We start from the raw sequence: 18942 nt of genomic DNA, 5'->3' as shown, positions 1-18942 counted from the left end.
GGAGCCACACCGAACCAGGCGGTGAGTGGACCGTTCACCGCCTGCGCTCCCACAGCACACCGACCCATGAGTACTGGCGGATCTGCCTGCCGTGGGAGATCCGGCGCGACGTGAGCATGCTGTTCGACCGGATCCAGCCGGACGTGGTGCATATTCAGTGCCACTACATGGTGGGGGAGTACACACTGTATGAGGCTGTGAAGCGCGGCATCCGCGTGGTGGCGACGAATCACTTCATGCCCGAGAACCTCAACCCGTTCCTCCCCTTCCCTGCATGGTTCAAGGAGATCGTCGCGAAGAACTCGTGGCGGGACATGGGCAGGGTCATGGGGAAGGCGGACGCGGTGACCACGCCCACGCCGCTCGCGGCGAAGGCGATGCACGATCACGCGTTCCTCCGGAAGGTCCTGCCCGTGTCCAATGGCATCGATTCCTCGGCATACGAGTTGAAGCCCGGCGAGGAGATCGAGCCTCACCCGCATCCCACGGTGCTGTTCGTGGGCAGGCTCGCGGAGGAGAAGCACATCGACGTCCTCATCGACGCGATAGCGAAGACACCGGTGGAACTCGATGTGCACTGCGAGATCGTGGGTGGGGGAGAAGTCAAGCCCGCCCTCCAGGCGCAGGCCGCGCGGCTGGGCCTCGGCGAACGGGTGAAATTCCTGGGTCTTGCCAGCGACGAGGAGTTGCGGATCGCCTACCTGCGGGCCACCGTGTTCTGCCAGCCGGGTACGGCTGAACTGCAGTCGCTCGTCAGCCTGGAGGCGATGTCGGCCTACACCCCGGTGTTGCTGGCCGACGCCATGGCGCTGCCGCATCTGGTGGACGACGGCGAGAACGGCTACCTCTTCCCACCCAGGAACAGCGATCAGCTCGCGTCCCGCATCACGGAACTGGTCAGCCTCCCTTCCGCCGATCGTGAGCGTATGGGCAAGGCAAGCCGCGCCATGGCGGAGAAGCACGACATCAACACCTCACTCGCCACGTTCGAGGCCCTGTACTACGGGGAACCGACCGTCGGCACGGCGATCTAGCGCGTCGCGGCCCTTGCCAACGGCTACACTGAACGTGCAGTCGGGCGGTCCTGCCTCATCGGAGGCAGGCGCAGCTGCGGCAGGGGGCTGTAGCTCAGCTGGTTAGAGCAGCGGACTCATAATCCGTTTGTCCTGGGTTCAAGCCCCAGCAGCCCTACCCCCGGGAAGCCCCGGAATCCGGACGATCGACCTTCGGGATTCCGGGGCCTTCCTTTTCCCCGACTCTGCACTGGCCTTTACACTGGCGGGCTAAGTTACCGACGGGTAACATGTTGCTCATGGGTGTCGGCCATCAGGGTGCCCAAGAATCTCCAATCCGCGCCAGGTGAAGTACTGGTCGCCGCTGATCAGAGTGAAGGACTATTCATGAGCAAGCCAGCCATTGACCTCGACAACCTGCCCTATGCGGACGGCGACTTCTTCTCGTTCGAAGAACTCCTTTCCGACAAGGAGCGCTCGCGGCTCGCTGAGGTGCGAGCCTGGCTGACAGCGGAAGTGCGGCCCAACGCGGTGTCGTGGTGGAACGAGGGTTCCTTTCCCCAGAGCCTCATTCCCCGTCTCGCGGAGCTCGACTCGATGAGCCCCGTCTACCGGCAGGGCTACTCGAACCTTTTCGCGGGGATTATGCATGCCGAGTTCACCAGGGCGGACACCTCGATCGCCACGTTCATCGGCGTCCATGACGGCCTGTTCACGGGTTCGATCGAGGCCCTTGCCTCGAAGGAGCAGCAGGAGGAGTGGTTGCCCGACATCTACTCGTTCCGGAAAATCGGCGCATTCGGGCTGACCGAGCCCCTCGGCGGATCCGATGTTGCCGGCGGCACGCGGACCACTGCCCGGCGCGACGGCGCCAACTGGATCCTGAACGGTGCAAAGCGGTGGATCGGCAATGCCACGTTCTCGGATTGGATCATCATCTACGCCCGCGACGTTGAGGACAACCAGGTCAAGGGCTTCCTGGTGGATACCTCGCTGCCGGGATACTCGGCCACCAAGATCGAGCACAAGATCGCCCTGCGCACGGTGGAGAACGCCGACATCACCCTCGAGAACGTGGTGGTCGCCGATGACTTCCACCTCAAGGGTGCCAACAGCTTCCGCGATACGAACAAGGTGCTGAAGGTTACGCGGCTCTCAGTGGGTTGGCAGGCGGTGGGGCAGCAGTTGGCGGCCTTCGACGTCGCCCGCCGCTACGCGGTGGAACGCCAGCAGTTCGGCAGGCCCATCGCCTCCTTCCAGCTCGTGCAGCAGCAACTCGTGCAGATCCTGGGCAACGCCATGAGTTCGATGGGAATGATGGTTCGCCTGGCCCAGCTCGAGGACGCTGGAACCGCCAAGGATGAGCAGTCAGCCCTCGCGAAGGCGTTCACGACGGCACGGATGCGCGAAAGTGTTGCTGCCGGGCGCAACATCCTTGGCGGCAATGGCATTGTCACTGACTACGAGATGGCGAAAATCTTCTCCGATGCTGAGGCCATCTACAGCTATGAGGGCACCCAGGAGATCAACACGCTCGTGACCGGCAGGGCAGTCACGGGTATCTCGGCTTTCGTCTAGGTCAGGCCGAGGTCGGTTGCCGGTCACCAACTGCCGGTCGTCGGTCGCCAATCGCCGAGGGCCGGCTGCCGGCTGCCGGTCGTCGGTCGTCCAAGTGCCGGTCGCCGGTCGTCCGAGTGTTTCAGCGGCGGAGCGGAAGCAGGACCGAAGGGCGGCGGTCCGAGACGTAGTCAAGCGGGTCGACATATTCTCCATGGAGACGAACGCCCCAGTGAACGCACAGGACCGGGCAGTGGGCGGGTCCCTCGATGGTCCCGACGGCGTCCCCTGCGGCAACCCGGTCGCCTTTCCTCAGGGTTGTCGCAACGGGCTCGAAACTGCTGACAAGGCCGTCGCCGTGGTCGATCGAGAGCACCGGGCGGTTCACCACGGTACCGGCGAAGGAGACGACGCCGTCGGCGGGACTATGGACCGGCGCTGCCGTGCCGGCTCCAGCTGACTGCGCGGCCGAGAGGTCCACGCCCCGGTGGCCCGCGTTCCACCGTTCGGGCGGGGGTTGGAAATGCCTGAGGACACTCGGTTCGGGGGCGAGCGGCCAGGACCAGGGAGCAGCGAACGAGCCGGAACCCGACGTGGTGAACGGCGTGGCGGACAGGGCCACGGACGGCACTGGAAGTGCGCCGGCCTCGTCGACGCCCAAAATCGCGGGCTGTGCGGTGCCACCGAAAGCAAGTGCCGTCACGAGGACGGCGACCCGTAGCATGCGCGGCTGCCTCGGATGGATAGCATCTCCCAGCAGGTGCGGCTGCCCCAGGTGGGTGCTGACCCTGACCAGCAGGCGAAGTCGCTGAAAGAGGTTTCCCGTCATGACGCCACTTTTCCCAATTCGGCCGGCTCGGACGCAGGCCATTGTTCCTATGTGGACATCAGCGGCCGGCACGTCATCCACCCCTACGCCCTGTAGTACACTGGGCAGAGCAGTTTGCTGCATTCCCATCCCTCCAGCCGCAAGGCTCACCGGGTCGGTTTGAGTCAAGCTGACTACGCGTGCCTGCGACCCGCCTCCTTCAGGGAGCTGCCGGGGTGTTCGTCCAACGGTCCGGGAAAGCCGGGTAGGGCGGATGCGTTGTCCAACGGACAGGCACCAGGAGTTCCGCCCACCCTGGGTGTAACGCTGATAACCGTCAACAAGCAGAGGCAGCGCGCTGAGTCGCGCAGGAGCCCTGCTGAAAGAAAGGCAGAACATGCCAGTAGTAACAATGCGCCAGCTCCTCGACAGCGGCGTCCACTTCGGCCACCAGACGCGCCGCTGGAACCCGAAGATGAAGCGCTTCATCTTCACCGAGCGCAACGGCATCTACATCATCGACCTCCAGCAGTCGCTATCCTACATCGACCGCGCCTACGAGTTCGTCAAGGCCACCGTTGCCCACGGCGGCACCGTACTCTTCGTGGGTACCAAGAAGCAGGCCCAGGAAGCTATCGCCGACCAAGCCACCCGCGTGGGCCAGCCCTACGTAAACCAGCGCTGGCTCGGTGGCATGCTCACCAACTTCCAGACTGTTTCCAAGCGGATCCAGCGCATGAAGGAACTCGAAGAGATCGACTTCGACGACGTCGCCGGCTCCGGCCACACCAAGAAGGAGCTCCTGCTCCTTCGTCGTGAGCTCACCAAGCTCCAGAGCAACCTCGGCGGTATCCGCAACCTGACCAAGGCTCCGTCCGTGGTCTGGATCGTCGATACCAAGAAGGAGCACCTCGCCATCGACGAGGCGAAGAAGCTCAACATCCCCGTTGTCGCGATCCTCGACACCAACTGCGATCCCGACGAGGTCGACTTCCCGATCCCGGGCAACGACGACGCCATCCGTGCAGTGGACCTGCTGACCCGCGTTGTCGCCGACGCCGTCGCCGAGGGCCTGATCGCACGCCACAACCGCTCGGGCAACAACGATTCGGCAGCAGCCGATGAGCCCATGGCCGAATGGGAGCGCGAGCTTCTCCAGGGCAACTCCGAGGCTCCTGCCGCTGAAGCAGCAGAAGCCCCCGCCGTTGAAGCACCTGCAGCAGAAGCCCCCGCAGCTGCTGAGGTCGCCGCTCCCGAGCCCGCAGCTGACGCTGCCCCCGCTGCCGACGAGGCTCCTGCCGGTCTGCAGGCTCCCATCGCCGAGGAAGTCCCCGAAGCAGTCGCTCCCGCCACGGAAGCCGCAGCCGACGACACCAAGTAGTTCCAGCTGTGGAAGGGGTGCGGGTAATTCCGCGCCCCTTCCGCATGCTCCGCCGGTCTTCCTTCGTGAAGGTGGGCCGGCGCTCCGCTCTTTCTTCAGCAGATCAATCCCAACCTAGGAGTTCGTATGGCAAACTACACTGCCGCTGACATCAAAGCCCTCCGCGAGCGCACCGGCGCCGGCATGATGGACGTGAAGAAGGCACTCGACGAGGCCGATGGCAACGCCGAGAAAGCCATGGAGCTGATCCGAATCAAGGGACTCAAGGGCGCCACGAAGCGCGAAGGCCGCTCCACGGCGGAGGGCCTCGTCGCCGCGCGCGTCGAGGGTAATGTCGGCGTCATGGTCGAGGTCAACTGCGAAACTGACTTCGTCGCCAAGGCCGGACCGTTCATCGACTTCTCCCAGAAAGTGCTGAAAGCCGCGATCGAGTCCGGCGCTGCCGACGTCGAGACCCTCCTGGCTTCCGACCTGGACGGCAAGCCCGTTTCGGAGCACGTCATCGAAGCCGGCGCGCTGCTCGGCGAGAAGGTCGACATCCGCCGCGTTGCCCGCATCGAAGGCAACATTGTAGATGCCTACATGCACAAGACGTCGAAGGACCTGCCCGCGCAGGTCGGCGTCCTCTTCGCCGTCGAGGGTGAGGGCGACTCCGCCGCTGTCGCTGCTCACGACGTCGCCGTCCATATTGCCGCCTACTCGCCGACCTACCTGACGCGCGATGAGGTTCCTGCCGAGCTCGTCGAGTCGGAGCGGCGTATCGCTGACGAGACGGCACGCGCCGAGGGCAAGCCGGAGCAGGCCCTCACCAAGATCGTGGAAGGCCGCCTGAGCGGATTCTTCAAGGAGGGGGTCCTGGTGGACCAGGCCTTCGCGAAGGATGCCAAGAAGTCCGTTGCCCAGGTGCTCAGCGAAGCCGGGGTCAAGGCAACCGCCTTCGCCCGCTTCCGCGTAGGAGCATAGCGAGTTCGAGGCGACAGGCCGTTGAACCGATGAGAGGGTGGCCGCAACAGGCGGCCACCCTTTTTCGCGCCCGGTGGGCGCACCGTATTCTTTTACAGGTTTTCTTTTGCAGGTCAAGATTCACCCGCTCGATGCCCGGGAGGCACCATGAACATCCTTGAAACGGCGACACACAGCGGGACAAATGGCCGACGGCGGGTGCTGCTCAAGCTCTCCGGTGAGGTTTTCGGCGGCGGAAAACTTGGTGTGGATCCCGAGACGGTGAGGTCCGTCGCCAAACAGATCGCTGCCACCATCGACGAGGTGGAGGTTGCTATCGTCGTCGGCGGGGGAAACTTCTTTCGGGGGGCGGAACTCTCGCAGAGCGGCATGGACCGGTCGAGGGCTGACTACATGGGCATGCTCGGTACTGTCATGAACTGTTTGGCGCTGCAGGACTTCCTTGAGCAGGCGGGGGTGGAGACACGGGTCCAGAGTGCCATCACCATGGGACAGGTCGCCGAGGCCTACATTCCGCGGAGGGCCATCCGTCACCTCGAGAAGGGCCGCGTGGTCATATTCGGTGCCGGTGCGGGATTGCCCTACTTCTCCACCGACACCGTTGCGGCCCAGCGCGCGCTCGAGGTCCATGCCGACGAGGTACTGATGGCGAAGAGCGGCGTGGATGGTGTCTACACAGCCGATCCCCACAAGGATCCCACAGCCAGGAAGCTCGACACCCTTTCCTACGACGAGGCACTGCGGCGGGACATCCGGGTCATGGATCAGACGGCGATGACCATGTGCAAGGACAACAACCTGACCATGGTGGTCTTCGGCATGGAGGGCGAGGGGAACGTGACCCGCGCCATCCGCGGTGAGGCACTCGGAACAGTAGTGACCACATAGCACTTCCGCCGGTCGGCCCGATGGGTTGTGGGCCGCGTAGCGGGGCGTGTGAACTAGGATTGAAAACCGGACCGGTTGCCGTGCAACTGAACGCAGAGCAAAGGAGACGTCGTGATCGAAGAGACATTGCTAGAGGCCAGTGAAAAGATGGACAAGGCCGTGGACGTGGCAAAGGACGATTTCGCGACGGTCCGCACCGGACGTGCGAATGCTGCGATGTTCTCCAAGATCACGGTGTTGTATTACGGCTCGCCGACGCCCCTGCAGCAACTGGCCTCCTTCCAGAACCCCGAGGCGCGCACGCTGCTGATCACGCCGTTCGACAGGTCCTCGCTCAATGACATTGAACGCGCGCTGCGCGACTCGGACCTGGGCGCGAACCCTTCCAACGACGGCAACGTGATCCGGGTGGTGCTTCCCGAACTGACGCAGGAGCGGCGCAAGGAGTATGTCAAGCTCGTGCGCACCAAAGCAGAGGATGCCAAGATCTCGATCCGCAACATCCGGCGGAAAGCGAAGGACGGCATCGACAAGGCCGTCAAGGACGGCGATGCCGGCGAGGACGAGGGCTCACGGGCGGAGAAGGAACTGGACTCCCGCACCAAGTCGCACACCGACACCATCGATGAGCTGCTGAAGCGCAAGGAAACCGAGCTCCTCGAAGTCTGATGACCCACCTCAAGCCTCCCGAGCGCACGGGCGCACTCCCGGGTAGCGGCGGGGGTGGTGTCCGGTGAGTCGGCGGGCCGTCCGCGCAGGACGACCGCAAAAGCGAGGATTTTTCCTCTTTCCGCGCACGAAGACCAGAACTTCCGGGCAGCAGTCCCGGGCCGGCCGTAATCTTCCGGCGGCGATCGGCGTGGGCGCTGCCCTGTTGATCCCGGTGCTCGCCGGCCTCCTGTTCCTGCCCGTCGCGTTCGTGTTCACCGTTGCCGTGCTCGGTGCTGTCGGTGTCTGGGAAACCTCCCGTGCCCTCGAGGTGCGGCGCATCCGCGTTCCGCTGGCACCGTCCCTCGCCTCAAGCATCGCCATGCCACTCGCTGCCTACTTCGGAGGAGCGGAAAGCCTGGCCTTTGCGTCAGTGGCGTCGATGTTCGCGCTCCTGGTGTGGCGATGCCTCGACCCGGCGCCCGACGCGACGCGCAGCATCATGGCGGGTACCTTCACACTGCTGTGGGTTCCCTTCCTGCTCAGTTTCGCCATGCTGCTGGTGAGAGCCGACGGCGGTCAGCTCGTCATCGCGACGCTGCTTCTCCTGGTAGTCGCCAACGACACGTTCGGTTACATCGTCGGGGCCACTTTCGGGAAGCACGCCATGGCTCCGAAGATCAGTCCGAAGAAGTCGTGGGAGGGCTTCGGCGGATCCATCGGCGGGGCAGTCCTCGTGGGTGTGCTTTGTTCGGTCTTCCTGCTGGGTGAGCCCGTGTGGGTGGGGCTGCTCCTAGCTGTCGCGACAGTGGCCGCGGCAACGGCCGGAGACCTCGCCGAGTCGATGATCAAGCGGGAGCTCGGGGTGAAGGACATGGGAACGATCCTCCCTGGCCACGGGGGCGTCATGGACAGGCTCGACTCGATCGTGTTCGCCTCACCGATGGCGTACCTCCTGTCAGCTACATTGGTTCCGGGTCTGCTGTAACCGCCGGGCGTACCTCCCGATCCCGGATCCCGGCAGTCCGGTCTCAGCCAAAGGACACATCATGGATTCTGCTCGTCAGGGCGCCCCCTTCGCCCGTGTTGCACGCCACGCGTACGGCTACAACATTCGCCAGGTGGACCGCTTCCTGGCTCGCGCGGGGCAGAACCACCAGCTCGAGCGTTCGGAGGGCGACTCCGTCACGAGCACGGCGGTCCGCTCCACGATCTTCGCCCCGGCCAGGGGAGGTTACGAGCCGCGAGCCGTCGACGCGGCGCTGGACCGCCTGGAGGACGCCTTCGCCGTCCGCGAGCGGGATGACCTGATCGAGTCGAAGGGACAGGATGCCTGGCTTCGGCAGATCGGCCGCCGGGCGGCAGTACTCAAAGGCCGCCTGAACCGAGCCCCCGGGGAGCGGTTCCGTCGTCCGGCGGGCAGAAAGACGCCGGGTTACAACGTGGAGGACGTCGACGCCCTCTGCGGCACGCTCCTCGGCTATCTCGAAAACTCCCTGCCGCTGAGCGTCGACGTGGTGCGTCGTGCAGTTTTCCGCGAAACTGTCGGTGCAGAAGGATACGAGGAAGCGCAGGTCGATGCTTTCCTCGACCGGGTGATCGAGCTGATGGCGGCGATCGACTAGCGGCCCACGGCGGCGGGGTCGGTGTGGCCGGGTTAGTGTAGCCGAATCTGCGCGGCGGGCTTGCGCAGCCGGGTCTGTGCGGCGGGGTCTGCAGGACAAGTCTGTGCAGCCGGGTCTGTGCGGCGGGCTCGTTGCCCGCTGGACGGACTACCGACTGGCGCGCTTACGGCGTCTCCGGACTGTGCAGCCGCGCAAGGACGCGGGACGTACCCGGGGGCCTGCGGTTCCGGGTGGCCTTCGAGGCGAGGACGGTCACCAGGAACGCGGCAGGGACCGTCCAGAGCGCCGGTTGCTGCAGCCAGGCGAATTCCGCTGCCGCTTCGGACCCGAGAAGTGCAGCGGAGAGGATCGCCCCGCCGCACAGCACTGCCCCGGTCAGCATGCCCGCCACCGCGCCGACGTCGGTGAGCCCGGTCCACCAGATGCCGAGCAGCAGGAGCGGGCAGATCGTCGAGGCGGTGAAGGCGAAGACGGACCCCACGCTCCCCGCCAGGGCCTGAGTGTCGGTCAGCAGCGCGAACACCAGGGGAATCGCTGCAGAAATAACCGCCGCACGACGGAACCCCCGAACACTCCCGGAGAAGAATTCCTGGCTCACCACGCCGGCCAGGGAGACCACCAGTCCGCTTGTCGTCGACAGAAAGGCGGCAAACGCTCCTGCCGTCACCAGGGCCGAGAGCAGATCCCCGGCGACGCCGTCGAAGATCCGGCCGGGCAGCAGGAGCACCGTGGAGTCCGCGCCGCCGCCCGTGGCGAGTTCAGGGGTGTAGATCCGGCCCAGGATGCCGTACGCAGTGGGGAGGAGATAGAACACCGAGAGCAGCCCCAACACGATCAGCGTGGTGCGCCGGGCGGACGCACCGTCGGGATTCGTATAGAACCTCACGAGGATGTGGGGCAGGCCCAGCGTCCCGAACAGCAGGGCGATCACCAGGGAGATGGTGCTGTAGAGGGATGCCTGGCCCGTGATGTCCAAGTCAGCGGTGAACGCGGCGCCCTGCGCGGTGAGGGGCATGCCGGTCGATCCGAGACGCAGGAGGATGAACACCAGCGGAACCGCGAGAGCCGTGAGCTTGAGCCAGTACTGGAACGCCTGGACGAAGGTGATGGACCGCATTCCACCGGTCACCACGCTGAGGGCCACCACCACGACGACGGCGACCGGCCCAACCCAGGAGGGTAGGCCCGTGGTGATCCGGACCGTGAGGGCCGCGCCGTGCAGCTGCGGAACGATGTACAGCCATCCCACCACGATCACCAGCAGACTCGTGACGCGACGCACCAGCAGCGAATCGAGCCGCGCCTGGGCGAAGTCGGGGATGGTGTAGGCCCCGGAGCGGCGCAGGGGAGCAGCGACGAACAATAGCAGCATCAGGTAGCCGGCCGTATAGCCGATCGGGAACCAGAGTGCGTCGACTCCGGAAATGAGGATCAGACCGGCCACGCCGAGGAAGCTTGCAGCCGATAGGTACTCACCGCCGATGGCGGAAGCGTTCCACCAGGGCCGTACGGTACGGGAAGCGACGTAGAAGTCCCCCGTGGTGCGTGAGATACGAAGTCCGTAGATCCCGATCAGTACCGTGCTCAGCGCCACCAGCACCAGGGCCGCATAGCCCACCACGGGGTTCATGCCGATACCGCTCGACGGGAGGAGCTCAGAATTCATCGATCAGGTCCTGGAAACGCTTCTCGTTGCGCGAGGCGCTGCGGACATAGAGAGCTGCACAGCCGATCACCAGTGGATAGATGCAGAACCCCAGCAGGAGCCACGGCACGGGAACGGTGAACACCGTCACTCCGCTGATCGAGGGAAAGAGGGTCAACAGCACCGGGATGCCGATGAGGATGATGAGGAACCCGCCCGCGACCACGAGGGCAAGGCGCAGCTGGGACCGGATCAGCGAGGTGACGAAGAGCTGGCCCACCTCGGATTCCTCTGCTACTTCCCTCATCACGGGGTAGGAGCTGCTGCTGGGCCGCGCGCTGGTGCGCGGAGCGGTGACGCGGACGCGCGGGGGTGGAGTGTCCGGCGTGGGATTTGTCCGATCATCCGTCCCGTCATCCGACAGAGGAGTTGGCGGGGCATCCGACGCGCCGTCGGCCGGGTTACGTCGGACAAATCTCGGCGTGGACTTCGGGCTCGGAAACTCCCCTGGAAGGCACATCCGCGCCCTTACTGGCCGGGCCGGAGGCGGGTGGCTTCGAGCTTTTCCCGGACGTCGGGAAGGTGTCGGCGGCTGACGGGCAGTTCTGCGTCGCCCACCAGCAGGCTGGCCCGGCCGGCACTGATGCGGACCTGCCGGACCTGGTCCATGGCGACGAGGTAGGAGCGGTGGGTGCGGAGGAATCCGGCGTCGGCCCACTGGCGTTCGAGGTCGTTGAGTGGGATACGGATCAGGTAGCTCGCCTCCGCGGTATGGAGCCGTGCGTAATCACCCTGGGCCTGGACGTAGCGGATCTCGTCGCGGCGGATCATTCGGCTGATACCACCCTGGTCCACGGTGATGACCTCCGGAGCGGCGGTGACACCCTCCATCAGCTCACAGATGCGCCGCACGGATTCGGCGAGCCGCTCCACCCGCACCGGTTTGAGGAGGTAGTCCACCGCCCGCAGCTCGAATGCCTCCAGCGCGCGGTCCTCATCGGCGGTGACGAAGACGACGGCGGGTGGCCGGCTGAAGCGTGAGATTACCCGGGCGATGTCAAGACCGGAAAGGGACGGCATGTGGATATCGAGGAACAGGGCGTCGACGTCATGCATCTCGAGCGCCCGCAATGCTTCAGCACCGCTCGAGGCACGGTGGATGGTTCGGATCCGGGGATCCCGGGAGAGCAGGAAAGCCAGTTCCTCCACTGCGGGGAGCTCATCATCGGCGATGACAACATTGACCATGGTTACTAGGTTACGTCCCTCAGGCCTGGTGATCCGGCTGCGACTTGGGCACCCGCATGGTGATCAGCGTTCCGGCCCCGGGCGCTGTGTCGATGATCAGCCCGTGGTCGTCGCCGTAGACCTGGCGCAATCGCGAATCGACGTTCCGCAGGCCCACATGGACGCCCTCGGTATGGCCCGCCAGCACCAGGCGGAGGTGGTCGGGGTCGATGCCGACGCCGTCGTCCTCGATGGTCACCTCGGCGAAGGCGCCGGCGTCATGCGCGGTGATCGTGATGTGCCCGGTGCCGTCCGTCGAATCGAGCCCGTGGCGCACCGCGTTCTCGACCAGGGGCTGGAGGCTGAGGAACGGGATCACCGTACTCAGCACTTCGGGGCCGATCTCGAGTTTCACCTTGAGCCGCTCGCCGAAGCGGGCCCGCTCGAGCAGCAGGTAGCGGTCGATGCTCTTCAGTTCCTCGGCAACGGTGGTGAAGTCGCCGTGCCTGCGGAACGAGTAGCGCGTGAAGTCGGCGAATTCGACAACGAGTTCCCGGGCCCGCGCGGGGTCGGTGTTGATGAACGAGGCGATGGCGTTCAGCGAGTTGTAGATGAAGTGCGGGCTGATCTGTGCGCGCAGGGCACGAACCTCGGCTTCGGCGAGGAGGCGCCTTGATGAGGCGAGCTCGGCCAGTTCCACCTGGGTGGACACCCAGCCGGCAAGTTCGTTGGTGGCCCGGACCAGGCCGGCGTTGACGTCCGGAGCAAAAGCACCGACCGTCCCGATGATGCGCTGGTCCACGCGCACCGGAGCGACGACGAGCTCGCCGCCGCCGGGAACGCCCGCCTCGTCGAGCTGTGCGCTGCGGAAAATCTGGGTGCGTCCGCTGTCCAGCACCCGCTGGATCAGCAGCATGACGGTGGGCGGCAGGGAGCGGTTCCCGTCGGAGGCGAGTACGGCGGCGTCGTCGGTCATGACCAGCGTGTCGCATCGCAGCAGGCCCCGCAGATGACGGCTGGCCTTTGCGGCGCCGGACGCAGTAAGACCCTCCCTCAGATGTTCGGAAGCAAGCGCCGCGGTGTGGAGCGTGGCATAGGTGGCGCGGTCGGCGTCCGAGCCGAGGTCACGCGAGGAGCGTGACAAGCGGAACCCGAGGGCGGCAACGACGGCGATGGTGATGACGACGACGGCGCAGACCAGGGCGGTATCGACGGCGGCGCTGAACATGCCCCAAGACTAGCGGCCGGGCGCGGGACCGCAGGCCGGCACGGCTCGGAACGGATCGCGAAGGGCGATCCTGCCGGGCGCCGAGGCTGCATGTGCAGGGGCTACATGTCCGGAGTGCCGTCGTCGCCCGGGAGGAATGCCTCGCTGTTCGTGACCGGCATCGGGTGCCGGGGCTGCATGTCCGGAGTGCCGTCGTCGCCCGGGAGGAATGCCCTGCAGTTCGTCACGGGCATCGAGTGCCGCCCCGTTCACCGCACGCCGCTACCGTTCACCGCACTTCGGGACGCATTCGGCGATCCGCCCTGCGGCGGAACTGGGAAACGCGCCCCTGAAGCAGCACAGTGATGGGAGTCACACCAACGTGCCGACACCTGCCTGGCGACGAAAGCCGGCTGCGGTGAGGGTGATGGCCCTAATTGGAGGAGGAACAATGGGTTCGCACCCAGTTGAACCGGCTGCTGGATCACCAGAGGCCGTGGACTTCACGGAAGTCCAGCAGACCGAGCAGTTCCAGGAGCTGCGCAAGCGCCACCGGAGCTTCGTGTTTCCCATGGCAGTGGTTTTCCTGCTCTGGTACTTCGCCTACGTGCTCCTTGCCGATTACGCGCATGAGTTCATGGCCACGCCCGTGTGGGGCAACATCAATATCGGGATCATCCTGGGTCTGCTGCAGTTCGTCAGCACCTTCGGTATCACCATGTGGTACGTCAGCTATGCCAACAAGCGGCTCGACCCGATCGCGGCGAACATCCGGCATGAACTCGAAGAAGCAGCCCCCGAAGCTTTCAGTGATCCAACAGGCGGGAAGAAATGATCAATACAGTAAGTGCGGGCATCCGTCTGCCGATGCAGACCGCCGAGTCGACCCAGGTGGGCGAGCCGTGGCTGAACATCACCATCTTCGGCCTGTTCGTGGCGATCACGCTGGTGATCGTGCTTCGGGCAAGCCGCAACAACAAGACGGCAGCCGACTACTACGCCGCGGGGCGCTCCTTCACCGGACCGCAGAACGGCACGGCAATTGCCGGCGATTATCTTTCGGCGGCTTCCTTCCTCGGAATCGTCGGCGCGATCGCCATCAACGGCTACGACGGCTTCCTCTACTCCATCGGGTTCCTGGTGGCCTGGCTGGTAGCCCTCCTGCTGGTCGCCGAACTCCTGAGGAACACCGGTAAGTTCACGATGGCGGATGTACTCTCCTTCCGCCTGAAGCAGCGTCCAGTGCGGATCGCGGCCGCCATCACCACGCTTGCCGTCTGCTTCTTCTACCTTCTTGCGCAGATGGCCGGTGCGGGCGGACTCGTCTCGCTCCTGCTCGGCATCAATGACCGCGTAGGTCAGTCCGTCGTGATTACGGTGGTGGGCGTGCTGATGATCATGTACGTACTCATCGGCGGAATGAAGGGCACCACCTGGGTGCAGATCATCAAGGCCTGCCTGCTCATTGCCGGCGCCTTCATCATGACCATCTGGGTGCTGGCTCTTCACAACTTCAATCTCTCCACCCTGCTGGGGGCCGCAATCGAAACCTCCGGTAACGCAGCCATCACCAGCCCTGGCCTGCAGTACGGCGTCAATGCCATCACGAGGCTCGACTTCCTGTCCCTCGCCCTCGCGCTGGTCCTCGGAACCGCCGCCCTCCCGCACGTACTCATGCGCTTCTACACGGTTCCCACGGCGAAGGAAGCACGGCGTTCAGTTGTATGGGCCATCTGGCTCATCGGCGCGTTCTACCTCTTCACCCTGGTTCTTGGTTACGGTGCCAGCGCGCTGATCGGTGCAGACCGCATCGCTGCGGCTCCGGGCGGCGTCAACTCCGCAGCACCGCTACTCGCCTTTGAACTGGGTGGTTCGCTGCTCCTCGGACTGATCTCGGCAGTTGCCTTCGCGACCATCCTCGCGGTGGTGGCGGGTCTGACCATCACGGCTGCCGCATCCTTCGCCCACGACATCTACGCCAATGTCATCCGCCGCGGCAAGGTGGACCCCGACGGCGAGGTCAAGGTCGCGCGCCGCACCGTCGTCGTGATCGGCCTGCTGTCGATCCTCGGCGGCATCGGTGCGCAGGGGCAGAACGTTGCCTTCCTGGTGGCGCTTGCGTTCGCCGTTGCGGCCAGTGCCAACCTGCCCACCATCCTCTACTCACTGTTCTGGAAGAAGTTCAACACCCAGGGCGCCGTGTGGAGCATGTACGGGGGACTCGGCTCGGCGATCCTGCTCATCGCGCTTTCACCGGTGGTGTCCGGCGGCGAGAAATCGATGATCCAGGGCGCGGATTTCTCGATCTTCCCGCTCGCCAACCCCGGTATCGTATCGATTCCGTTGGCCTTCTTCCTCGGCTGGCTCGGCACCGTTCTGTCGAAGACCACCGAGGACCCGATGAAGCAGGCAGAGATGGAAGTGCGGTCGCTGACCGGAGTCGGTGCCGAGAAGGCCACCGACCACTAGGCCGCGTACTTCAGGCACACTGCAGCACGAATAGCCCGGCTCCCGACTTCGGGGGCCGGGCTATTCGCTGTTGCAGCATGACTGTTGCGGAACTGTCTTCTGCGGAGCAGCTCTCCGGTCGAGCAGAGAACGGCCGTAGCGACACACCGCGTGCGGCGCGCGGCCGTAACGCTGTACCGCCTCCTTGACGCCTGGCGGCACTGCGCTCCGCGCTCGGCTGCACTGCGCTTCACAACGCCGGGCGGGGACCCCGGGCCAGCAACGGCTCCACACGGAAGGGGACCAGTTCGCCCATGGCAAGGGAGGTGTCGCACCGTTCCACGCCGTCGCAGGCAAGGATTTTTCCATTGATCCGGAAGAGGTCCTCAGCGTCCGCAGACACCACGCGCACCAGGATGTCGGCCTGGCCGGTGATGCCGAAAGCTTCGATGACTTCCGGGATCTCGCTGATGTTCTGCGTGATGGCAGCGAGTTTCTGCTGCTGGACATGCACGTGGATGAAGGCCGTCAGGGGATAACCGAGTGATGCCGTGTTGATCCGCCGCTCGAAGGAGAGGAACACCGACTTCTTCTCGAGCTGCGCCATGCGCGCCTGCACTGTGTTGCGGGAAAGCCCGAGCTTCTCGGCAAGGGCGACCACCGTCCGCCGCGGGTCTTTGGCCAGGGCCAGAAGCAGGCGGGTGTCAGTGCCGTCGAGGGGTTGCATACTGCACAACGTTAGCACGGGCTGGACCCGCGAAATAGGGCATATTGCTCAGTGAATGAAGAAACGGTTGTGCTGACTGTCTTCTGTGAGTAGGGTCACACTAACTTCAGGTAAAGGTGCCTGACGTTCTTTCCGGACGCGTCGTGCTGGCCGGAAGAGAAGCTGCAGTGGAAGGTGCGTGCGATTGTGGCCCTGAGTGAAACGAGTGATACCAGTGCCCGGCAGGGCGCCGCGGACAGTGTAGACGGCACCGATCTGATCCAGCTCATCGACGCCCTGGGAACCCGGCACCCGAACCCCCATTACGATCCCCTGGTGGCCGACATCGACGGCGCGGCACTGCAGGCGCTGTATGAGGACATGGTGGTGGTGCGGCGCATCGATGCCGAGGCCACCGCCCTGCAGCGTCAGGGCGAGTTGGCCCTGTGGCCGCCGCTCCTCGGTCAGGAAGCCGCGCAGATCGGTTCCGGCCGGGCGCTGCGCCAGGACGATTTCGTTTTCTCGAGCTACCGCGAGAATGCGGTGGCGTATTGCAGAGGAGTGGACCTCACCGATCTGCTCCGGGTATGGCGGGGCAATGCGTCGTCGGGCTGGGACCCCTATGCCATCAACATGGCCACACCCCAGGTGATCATCGGAGCCCAGACGCTGCATGCGACCGGCTATGCGATGGGCATCCTGAACGACGGCGCCGATTCGGTGGCCGTCACCTACTTCGGTGACGGGGCCACGAGCCAGGGCGATGTTAATGAAGCCCTGGTCTTCGCCGCCAGTTACCAGGCCCCTGTGGTGTTCTTCTGCCAGAACAACCACTGGGCTATCTCCGAGCCGGTGGGCCTCCAGGCCCACGTTCCCATCGCCAATCGGGCCCCCGGCTTCGGCATCCCTTCCGTCAGGGTGGACGGCAACGACGTCCTGGCGTGCCTCGCCGTCACCCGTGAAGCACTGATCCGGGCGCGCTCGGGTGGGGGGCCCACCTTCATCGAGGCCGTCACCTACCGGATGGGTCCGCACACCACAGCCGACGATCCGTCCCGCTACCGGGATCCGAACGAGCTCGAGGACTGGGCGGCGAAGGATCCCCTGGCACGGATCGCGGCGCTGCTCGATTCGATGGACCTCCTGGACGCCGCCTACGCCGACACGGTGAAGGCGAAGGCCGACGGCGTCGCCGCGGAGCTGCGGGCGGGGTGCCTCGGCATGGCGGAGCCGGCGCCCACCGATGTCTTCCAACATGTCTACAGCGCACCGAACTCCTGGCTCGACCGGCAGCAGGACCACTATGAGCGGTACCTCCTCTCATTCGGCAACGGAACCACCACGGAAGGGGCCTCCTGATGTCCACGATGACTTTCGGCCGCGCGATCAACGCGGGGCTGCGCCGCGCCATGGACAACGATCCCAAGGTCATCCTGATGGGGGAGGACATCGGGAAGCTGGGAGGTGTCTTCCGGATCACCGACGGACTCCAGAAGGACTTCGGTCCGCACCGAGTGCTCGACAGCCCCCTGGCGGAAGCCGGCATCATGGGCACCGCAGTGGGCATGGCGTACCGGGGCTATCGTCCCGTGGTCGAGATCCAGTTCGACGGCTTCATCTACCCGGCTTTCGACCAGATAGTCTGCCAGGTCGCGAAGATCCACTACCGCACGCAGGGTGCCGTCAAGATGCCCATCACCATCCGGGTGCCCTTCGGGGGCGGCATCGGGTCCCCCGAGCACCACTCGGAATCACCGGAGGCCTACTTCACCCACACGTCGGGACTCCGGGTGGTCAGTGTCTCGAATCCGCAGGATGCCTACACCGTGATCCAGCAGGCCATTGCGAGCGATGATCCGGTGCTGTACTTCGAGCCGAAGCGCCGCTACCACACCAAGGGCGAGGTGGACGAGGGCGTGGACCCGTCGTCGTCGGACATGGGTGCGGCCCGCGTGGTGACCGAGGGGAGCGATGTCACGCTGGTCACCTATGGACCCCTGGTGCCGACGGCGCGGGACGCGGCGATCGCGGCGTCCGACGACGGCGTCTCGGTGGAAGTCATCGACCTGCGCTCACTCGCGCCGATCGACTTCGCCACAGTGGAGGCCTCCGTCCGGAAGACCGGACGCCTGGTGATCACGCATGAGGCTGCGCAGTCCGGCGGGCTGGGCGCGGAGATCGCCGCGAGCATCACCGAGCGCTGCTTCTACCATCTTGAGCATGCGCCGGTGCGCGTGACGGGGTTCGACATCCCCTACCCGTATTCGAAGCTCGAATTCCACCATCTGCCCGACCTCGACCGGATCCTCGACGGCGTGGACCGCGCGCTGGGCCGGCGCAACTCACTGAGCGGACTTGAAAGGTAGTGCCGGGCATGATCAAGGAGTTCCGCCTTCCCGACCTCGGCGAGGGCCTCACCGAGTCGGAGATCGTCAGCTGGCATGTGGCTGTCGGCGACACCGTCGAACTGAACCAGGTGATCGCCGACGTCGAAACCGCCAAGGCCGTGGTGGAACTGCCATCGCCCTATGCCGGTGTTATCGCACGGCTTCACGAGCAACCGGGCACGGTGGTGGAAGTGGGGTCCACCATTGTGTCCTTCGACATCCCGGCTGACGGGGAAACCGCCGATCCCCCCGAGCGTCGTGAACCGAACCTGGTGGGTTATGGTGCAGCCGTCGAGAAGGGCGGCAGGCCGCAGCGCAGGGTGAGGGAGTTCGCTCCGGAAAGCAGCAGTCCCGCGGTGGAGCGGCCGGCGTCAGTGGTGCAGCCGGCGTCGGCGGAGTGGCCGGCGGAGCAGGAGGGCGGGCGACCGGCTCCTGTGCC

General features: G+C 65.2%; 21 protein-coding genes and 1 tRNA gene. 15 read left to right on the top strand and 7 right to left on the bottom strand.

The window, feature by feature from the left end; all coding sequences use genetic code 11:
* From Y705_RS17640 to Y705_RS0105305, 3 genes are all read left to right on the top strand, one after another.
* On the top strand, positions 1-1034 hold a 1034-nt coding region (locus tag Y705_RS17640), incomplete at its 5' end, for a glycosyltransferase (protein WP_049822316.1).
* 83 nt (positions 1035-1117) lie between these two features.
* A tRNA-Ile gene (locus Y705_RS0105310) sits at positions 1118-1191 on the top strand.
* Positions 1192-1400: 209 nt separating this feature from the next.
* Positions 1401-2591, top strand: a complete 1191-nt coding sequence (locus Y705_RS0105305) for an acyl-CoA dehydrogenase family protein (RefSeq protein ID WP_026532099.1) — start codon at positions 1401-1403, stop codon at positions 2589-2591.
* A gap of 121 nt (positions 2592-2712) precedes the next feature.
* Here the strand turns inward: Y705_RS0105305 and Y705_RS0105300 are convergent, their stop codons facing one another.
* Positions 2713-3294: a murein hydrolase activator EnvC family protein gene (locus tag Y705_RS0105300; protein WP_049822334.1), complete on the bottom strand. Its 582-nt coding sequence runs from the start codon at positions 3292-3294 to the stop codon at positions 2713-2715.
* A 15-nt stretch (positions 3295-3309) separates the two neighbouring features.
* On the opposite strand from Y705_RS0105300, the gene Y705_RS21740 reads away from it, so the two are divergent.
* The 7 genes from Y705_RS21740 to Y705_RS0105270 all read left to right on the top strand — a co-directional run bounded on the left by Y705_RS21740 (position 3310) and on the right by Y705_RS0105270 (position 8883).
* Positions 3310-3495 (top strand): hypothetical protein, encoded by a 186-nt coding sequence (locus Y705_RS21740; RefSeq protein ID WP_155849934.1) that lies wholly within the window; start codon positions 3310-3312, stop codon positions 3493-3495.
* 280 nt (positions 3496-3775) lie between these two features.
* Entirely contained in the window at positions 3776-4759 is a 984-nt protein-coding gene (gene rpsB / locus Y705_RS0105295) for a 30S ribosomal protein S2 (protein ID WP_026532097.1), read from the top strand.
* Positions 4760-4885: 126 nt separating this feature from the next.
* On the top strand, positions 4886-5722 hold the full coding sequence (tsf, locus tag Y705_RS0105290; protein ID WP_026532096.1) for a translation elongation factor Ts: 837 nt from the start codon (positions 4886-4888) through the stop codon (positions 5720-5722).
* 147 nt (positions 5723-5869) lie between these two features.
* Positions 5870-6610 carry a UMP kinase gene (gene pyrH / locus Y705_RS0105285; protein ID WP_026532095.1) on the top strand — a complete coding sequence of 247 codons (741 nt, stop codon included), beginning with the start codon at positions 5870-5872 and terminating at the stop codon, positions 6608-6610.
* A 111-nt stretch (positions 6611-6721) separates the two neighbouring features.
* Positions 6722-7279 (top strand): ribosome recycling factor, encoded by a 558-nt coding sequence (gene frr, locus Y705_RS0105280; RefSeq protein WP_026532094.1) that lies wholly within the window; start codon positions 6722-6724, stop codon positions 7277-7279.
* Positions 7280-7343: 64 nt separating this feature from the next.
* A complete protein-coding gene (locus Y705_RS17635) occupies positions 7344-8246 on the top strand; it encodes a phosphatidate cytidylyltransferase (RefSeq protein WP_081737811.1) in 903 nt (300 codons plus the stop codon).
* A gap of 61 nt (positions 8247-8307) precedes the next feature.
* Positions 8308-8883 (top strand): DivIVA domain-containing protein, encoded by a 576-nt coding sequence (locus tag Y705_RS0105270; protein WP_026532093.1) that lies wholly within the window; start codon positions 8308-8310, stop codon positions 8881-8883.
* 163 nt (positions 8884-9046) lie between these two features.
* Here Y705_RS0105270 and Y705_RS0105265 read toward each other — a convergent pair whose 3' ends face one another.
* The 5 genes from Y705_RS0105265 to Y705_RS23390 form a co-directional block, all read right to left on the bottom strand.
* On the bottom strand, positions 9047-10513 hold the full coding sequence (locus tag Y705_RS0105265; protein ID WP_026532092.1) for a sodium/solute symporter: 1467 nt from the start codon (positions 10511-10513) through the stop codon (positions 9047-9049).
* Between the two features lie 25 nt (positions 10514-10538).
* Positions 10539-10835 (bottom strand): DUF485 domain-containing protein, encoded by a 297-nt coding sequence (locus Y705_RS0105260; RefSeq protein WP_253908495.1) that lies wholly within the window; start codon positions 10833-10835, stop codon positions 10539-10541.
* Positions 10836-11056: 221 nt separating this feature from the next.
* Positions 11057-11776 (bottom strand): LytR/AlgR family response regulator transcription factor, encoded by a 720-nt coding sequence (locus Y705_RS0105255; protein ID WP_026532090.1) that lies wholly within the window; start codon positions 11774-11776, stop codon positions 11057-11059.
* A 19-nt stretch (positions 11777-11795) separates the two neighbouring features.
* Positions 11796-12983, bottom strand: coding sequence for a sensor histidine kinase (locus Y705_RS0105250; protein WP_026532089.1), 1188 nt, complete (start codon positions 12981-12983; stop codon positions 11796-11798).
* 101 nt (positions 12984-13084) lie between these two features.
* Positions 13085-13210, bottom strand: coding sequence for a hypothetical protein (locus tag Y705_RS23390; RefSeq protein ID WP_275450799.1), 126 nt, complete (start codon positions 13208-13210; stop codon positions 13085-13087).
* A gap of 203 nt (positions 13211-13413) precedes the next feature.
* Between Y705_RS23390 and Y705_RS0105240 the strand changes: the two genes are divergently transcribed.
* Both Y705_RS0105240 and Y705_RS0105235 read left to right on the top strand, forming a co-directional pair.
* Complete coding sequence (locus tag Y705_RS0105240; protein WP_026532088.1) at positions 13414-13797, top strand: DUF485 domain-containing protein; 384 nt, start codon at positions 13414-13416, stop codon at positions 13795-13797.
* 32 nt (positions 13798-13829) lie between these two features.
* On the top strand, positions 13830-15431 hold the full coding sequence (locus tag Y705_RS0105235) for a solute symporter family protein (RefSeq protein WP_049822333.1): 1602 nt from the start codon (positions 13830-13832) through the stop codon (positions 15429-15431).
* Between the two features lie 229 nt (positions 15432-15660).
* Here the strand turns inward: Y705_RS0105235 and Y705_RS0105230 are convergent, their stop codons facing one another.
* The gene (locus tag Y705_RS0105230) at positions 15661-16137 is read right to left on the bottom strand and encodes an Lrp/AsnC family transcriptional regulator (RefSeq protein WP_026532086.1); all 477 of its coding nucleotides are present in this window, start codon (positions 16135-16137) and stop codon (positions 15661-15663) included.
* A gap of 192 nt (positions 16138-16329) precedes the next feature.
* On the opposite strand from Y705_RS0105230, the gene pdhA reads away from it, so the two are divergent.
* From pdhA to Y705_RS17625, 3 genes are all read left to right on the top strand, one after another.
* A complete protein-coding gene (gene pdhA, locus Y705_RS17630; RefSeq protein WP_444826161.1) occupies positions 16330-17475 on the top strand; it encodes a pyruvate dehydrogenase (acetyl-transferring) E1 component subunit alpha in 1146 nt (381 codons plus the stop codon).
* Entirely contained in the window at positions 17475-18482 is a 1008-nt protein-coding gene (locus Y705_RS0105220) for an alpha-ketoacid dehydrogenase subunit beta (RefSeq protein WP_026532085.1), read from the top strand. Before pdhA ends, Y705_RS0105220 begins: the two co-directional genes overlap by 1 nt.
* 8 nt (positions 18483-18490) lie before the next feature.
* A partial coding sequence (locus Y705_RS17625) for a biotin/lipoyl-containing protein (RefSeq protein WP_343212719.1) occupies positions 18491-18942 on the top strand: 452 nt, incomplete at its 3' end.

It is taken from the genome of Arthrobacter sp. H41 (assembly GCF_000520535.1).
In the GTDB taxonomy this organism is placed as follows: Bacteria; Actinomycetota; Actinomycetes; order Actinomycetales; family Micrococcaceae; genus Arthrobacter_D.
Note: the sequence above shows the minus strand (reverse complement) of the source record. Positions and strands in the feature narration are given on the sequence as shown.